Origin of the sequence: Arthrobacter sp. HMWF013 (genome assembly GCF_003061105.1) — a bacterium.
In the GTDB taxonomy this organism is placed as follows: domain Bacteria; phylum Actinomycetota; class Actinomycetes; order Actinomycetales; family Micrococcaceae; genus Arthrobacter.
This window is the reverse complement of record NZ_QAIQ01000111.1, coordinates 1-5,190: the sequence shown is the minus strand read 5'-3', so window position 1 is coordinate 5,190 and position 5,190 is coordinate 1. Positions and strand designations below refer to the sequence as shown.

At 66.3% G+C, this 5,190-nt stretch carries 2 protein-coding genes and 1 pseudogene; all 3 read right to left on the bottom strand.

From position 1 onward, the window contains the following. Positions 1 to 210: pseudogene (locus DBR22_RS05265) on the bottom strand (DUF58 domain-containing protein); the annotation flags it as partial. 54 nt (positions 211 to 264) lie between these two features. After that, positions 265 to 1,236 carry an AAA family ATPase gene (locus DBR22_RS05260; protein WP_108598109.1) on the bottom strand — a complete coding sequence of 324 codons (972 nt, stop codon included), beginning with the start codon at positions 1,234 to 1,236 and terminating at the stop codon, positions 265 to 267. A 31-nt stretch (positions 1,237 to 1,267) separates the two neighbouring features. Then, positions 1,268 to 5,190, bottom strand: a 3,923-nt coding sequence (locus DBR22_RS05255; protein WP_181365037.1) for an Ig-like domain-containing protein, incomplete at its 5' end; no start/stop codon positions are given.

Sequence of the window (5,190 nt, the reverse complement as noted above, 5' to 3'; positions counted from 1 at the left end):
GCCCAGGACGCTGACCACTGAGACCACTGGCCATACGAAGCGCAGCCAGAGGCCGCGGATTTTCTGCCACGCCGGAGTCAGGGCGAGGGCTGCGGTGCTTGTGGCCTCGGCCCAGACGGCCGAGGGGTGCAGCCGGGTTGGCCGGCCGTCCCGGTGGAAGGGTTGCCGAAGCAGGTCAGCAAGCCGGGTCAACGGTGTGCTGCTGGACATAGTGGTGCCTTTGTTTGCGCTGGTCGGTGGTTGTCGTCAGGTCCGCAGGGACCGTCAGGCGTTGGCGCGCTGCTGCGGTGCGGCGACGTCGGAAAGGACCCGGGCGAGGACAGCCTCCGGGGTGGCGCCGGAGAACTCGGCCTCCGGGTCCATCACGAAGCGGTGGGTCCAGACAACCGGCGCGAGTTCCTTGACGTCGTCCGGCAGGACAAAGTTCCGTCCCTGGCCCGCTGCCCACACCTTGGCGGCCCGGACCATGGCGATGGCGCCGCGGACGGAGACACCCAGCCGGGACTCGGGCGCGTTGCGGGTCTCCTCGCAGAGCCGGGAAATGTACTCGAGCACCGCAGTGTCCACGTGAACTGTTGCGGCCAGGTCAGCCATGTCCGCGACGGCCTGGGTGGTGATCACGGCGGAGAGCTCCTTGGAGCGGTCCTTCAGGTTGGTGCCGCCCAGCAGCCGGACCGTGGAGGCGTGGTCCGGATAGCCGATGGAGGTCTTGATCAGGAAACGGTCCAGCTGCGCCTCAGGCAGCCGGTAGGTGCCCGCCTGCTCGATCGGGTTCTGGGTCGCCATCACCATAAACGGCCGGCCGGCCTCGTAGGTAACGCCGTCCACGGTGACCCGGGACTCCTCCATGACCTCGAGCAGCGCCGACTGCGTTTTGGGCGAGGCGCGGTTGATTTCATCAGCCAGGACGATGTTGTTGAAGATCGGGCCCTTGTGGAACTCGAACTTCTGGGTCTTCTGGTCATAGATGGTGACGCCGGTGACGTCCGAGGGCAGCAGGTCAGGGGTGAACTGGATGCGGTTGTTCGAGCCCTGGACGGTGGCTGCCATCGCACGAGCCAGCATGGTCTTGCCGGTGCCGGGAGCATCCTCAAACAGCACGTGCCCCTCGGCCAGCATCGCGGTGAAGGTCAGCCTGATGACATGTTCCTTGCCCAGCACCGCCTGCCCCACATTGGCGACGAGTTTCTCGAAAGTGCCTGCAAACCATTCGGCCTGCTCGGTGGTCATGGTCATGGAGTGGATCCTTTTGTTCGGGTTTCAGTGATCATCGTTTTGGCATGCCCCCGGGCGGGTTGCAGCCAAGGGAGACGGTGTCGCACCTGGCGTAGTTTCCAGCGGCGGCCCCGCTGGTCAGGTGGTACCAGATTCCCGACGGATTGTTGGACGTCTTGTACCAGACAACGTAGAAGTCGGTCTGCGCCGTGTAGCCGGAGTTGAACCAGATGCCGGGACTGACGCACTGGTCAGGGTTGGTGTTCCGGTAGCTGTCCGTACCGTAGCGGGGTTCGGTGCACGTACGGACGGCTGCGGAGACATCCCAGGACGTCGGCGCCGGCGGGGGCGGTTCGGCCCCGCTGCGTGAGGTGTCCTGTCCGATCCTGCCGGGCTGGTTGGCGCTGATGGCACGGACCCGGAGCTGGACTGTTTCGCTGTAGCCAACGGTCTTGGAGAACGACCGCTGATCGGTGTTCTGCCAGCCACCGCCGTCGACGCTGTACTGGTAGCCCGTCACTGGACGCCCGTTGCCGCTGGGCTGGTTCCAGGTCCACGAAACCGTCCTGTCCCCCACGCCGCTGCTGTTGCTGCCTGTCACCGTCGGTGCAAAGGCCAGGCCATAGGGGTTCACGGTGTTGGAAGCAGGGCTCGCGTCGCCCGCCGTGGAACTGCGGGAGGAAACAGCCCAGACCACAACGGCTGTATCCGTGCCGTTGGCGGCAGCCACCACTGCCCCGCCGGCGGGAATGCTTCCGCTGCCGCCGCCGGACGTCAGGCTGTACCTGTAGGTGATTTCGCTTGGTGCTGATCCATTGCGCTGGGCATCAGTCAGCGGGGAGAACCGGACGTCGATCTTCCCGCCGTCGCCGCCGGTATCCACGAGGGCCGCGGTGGGCGCGCCCACCATGCCCGGCTTGCCCACGGCCCGCACGGCCGCTGACTGTGCGCTGGTGCCGGACGTACCCGCCTTGTTCGTGGCCGACACGGTAAACGTGTAGCCGGACTCCGAATTGTCAACGGTGACGTTCTGCGATGTCCCGGAAACCTGCTGGGTCGCCACGGCGGCCCCTCCCCTGAGCGTCGTCAGGGTGTAAGCCGAGACGGCATCACCGTTGTTGTTCGGCGCCGTCCACGTCACGTTGAGCTGGCTCTGGGTACCCACGGACGGCGCCGCGGCCGCAGTAGGAGCAGCCGGCGTGGTGGGAATGCCTGCCGGTACTTCAGCTGCCGAGTAGGCGCTCCATTCGGACGGTTCCTTGGCGTCATTGCGGGCCAGGACACGGACCTTGTAGGACACCCCGTTCTGGAGTCCCTTCCAGACGTAGCTGACCGCAGTCAGGTTCTGGATCTGCGCGTTCTGGCCAGCCGGCGGCGGCGAAATTTCCAGGTCGTAGGACTTGACCGGGGAGCCCTTGCTGGCCGGCGCCACCCAGTTCACGGACAGCTCCTTGTCGCCGAACTTCAGCCCTGGCGCCAGCGGGGTATCCGGCTTGACGTCGGGCCTGATTTCCGCCGACGCGGGGGAACGGTCAGATTCGCCGAACTCGTTGGTGGCCGTGACCTCGAAGTGGTACTTGGTGTTGTTGACCAGCCCGTTCAGGGTGCAGGTGTTGGCGGGGCAGTCCTGCTTGAAGCCGGATTCGCCGTACACCGTGTAATTGGTGATGGGTGAGCCGCGGTCTGCGGGCGCCGTCCAGTTGAGCAGGGCCGTCTGGTCCCCCACGCTCTGTGCCTGCGGTGTGGTGGGCGCCAGCGGCTCGTCCTTGACGGTGAGGCGGATGCGGGCCGTTGCCTGCCGTGAGGCTTCCCCGGTTTTGTCCGCCACCGTGTAGGACACCACCATGGAACCGGAGAAGCCCGGGGCCGGTGTCACCACGATGGAGTCGCCGGCCAATTCCACGTTGCCGCTGCCGGTTTCGGTCGCTGCCGAAATGATCTTCAGCGCCGTCTCGGGGAACGGGTTGGAGTCGTTGGCCAGGACATTCACGGTGACCGGTTTCCCGGCCGCCGCGCTCGGCTCCAAGTCATCGTTGGCCACCGGCTTGGGCCGGTTGGAAGCCGTGACAGCCAGCTGGTAGCTGGCGGTGGCTTCCAGGCCGCGGGAGTCCTTCGCCGTGATCTGGACAGCGCCTGATGTGCCGGTTGACGTTGAGCCGTCAACGGAGGTCTTGAGGGTCTTTCCGTCGATCCTGGCGTTGAAGCTTGCAGGGCTGCCGCCGACGAGTTCGTACTTCATGTTTTCGAGGTCGTCCCTGTCCGGGTCCGACGTCAGCCGGCTCAGGTCCAGTTCGGCAGACTCGCCCTTGGGCACCTCAAGGTTGGCGCCCAGGAGGGTGGGGGCATTGTTGCGGTTTGGATCGGGCAGGACCTTGGTACGGATGCTGAGGGTTGATTTCAGGCCCTGGGGGTCGTCCGGTCCGGAGCCGTCAGTGACTTCGAAGCTCAGCGAGCCGGGTCCCACGTAATCGGCACCCGCGGTGTACTTGAGCGAGGTGGCGCTGCCTCCGGTGGGGTCGCCGCCGTCGGCCCCGATGAGCTTGATCCGGTCAGTCTGGGTGATCCGCGGGGAGCGTCCTTCCCGGACCTTGACCCACTCGTACAGGTCAACCGTGACGGACTGGCCTGAGATCACCTCAATGACTTCATCCTTGGCCAGGGTGGGAACCTGCTGCCCGATGCCGGGCACCCAAATGATCGCGGTGGACTTCTGCCCGTCCACGTCCTCCACGGTGTACGGGATGAGCTGCGGCTGCTCGGCGAGGTCCACGATCATGGTCCCGTCCGCGCCGGGCCGGGCCGTGGTGGCCTCGGTGCTGATCTTCAGGTTTTCGCCGACGCCGTCGGGGTCTTCGTCGTTCTTCAGGACCGGGACGTCCACGGCGGTCTTGCCCATCGTCTGGGCGGAGGTTACGCGGTCGTCCCGGGCGATCGGCGCCTTGAGCGGCACGTCGTTGTCCACCACCACACGGATGGCGGCCTGGGCGGCAGCGCCGCGGTCATCCGCAATCGTGTAGCGGACGTTGACGGTCCCGGCGGCGCCGGGGGCCTGCAGGATGATGCGTCCGCTGGTCTGGCTGACGGTCGCCTGCAGGGCAGCATCGGCTTCGATGCCGTCGGTGAGGATACGGATCTGGTCGCCGTCGGGGTCGGTGTCATTGCCTGTCGCGTCCACGGCGATCTGGCGGCCCGGACGGACCCTGACTTCGTCGTCCACGGGCGTGGGGTTCTGGTTGGTTTCGCCGCGTGGGGCGATGCCCACCGTCACGGTGCCGGTATTGACGGCGCCCTGGCGGTCCACCACCTTGTACCGGAACGTGTCGGTTCCTGCGCCGTCGCCGGCTGCCGTGAAGTCGATGAAGTTGCTGCCCACCGTGGCAGTGCCCATGGCAGGGGTGCTGTCGATGCCGGTCAACTGCACCGAGTCACCGTCAGGATCAATGCCGTCCAGCGGTACCGGGATCCGGACCGTTCCGGCGGCCACCACGCGGGCCGTCAGGTTCGGCGGCTGCGGGCGGGAGTTCTGGGCACCTTCGAGGGGAAGGACGTGGATGGTCACCGCGGCCGCGCTCTTTTGGCCCTGCGGGTCCACTGCGTTGTAAATGGCACGCACGGTCTTGGGCTGCGGGCCGGCGATGAAGCGAAGCGTGTTCTCGGAGACGAAGCTTTTGCCGTCCAGTTCGTCGACTGCCTGGGGAAGGACGGGGTCGACGCTCAGTTCCAGGCCCTGCGGGTGCGTATCGTTCTGCAGCACCGGAATGGTCACGACGTCGCCGACGCGGACGTTAACTTCGTCAGGCTTGGGCTGGGGCGCTTCGACGACGGCGGGAGCCGGGACGGGGACCACGGAGACGCTGCCGGTGGCTGACTTCTTGCCGTTGGACATCGTGTATTCGAAAAGGAACGGGTCCTTGGTGCCCAGGACATCGGTGATGCGCAGGACGCTGTGGTCGATCACGCTGACCGAGGCAGTGG

Coding starts and splice junctions, on each gene's coding strand:
- DBR22_RS05260 (WP_108598109.1), bottom strand. CDS start 1,236: ATGACCATGACCACCGAGCAGGCCGAATGGTTTGCAGGCACTTTCGAG.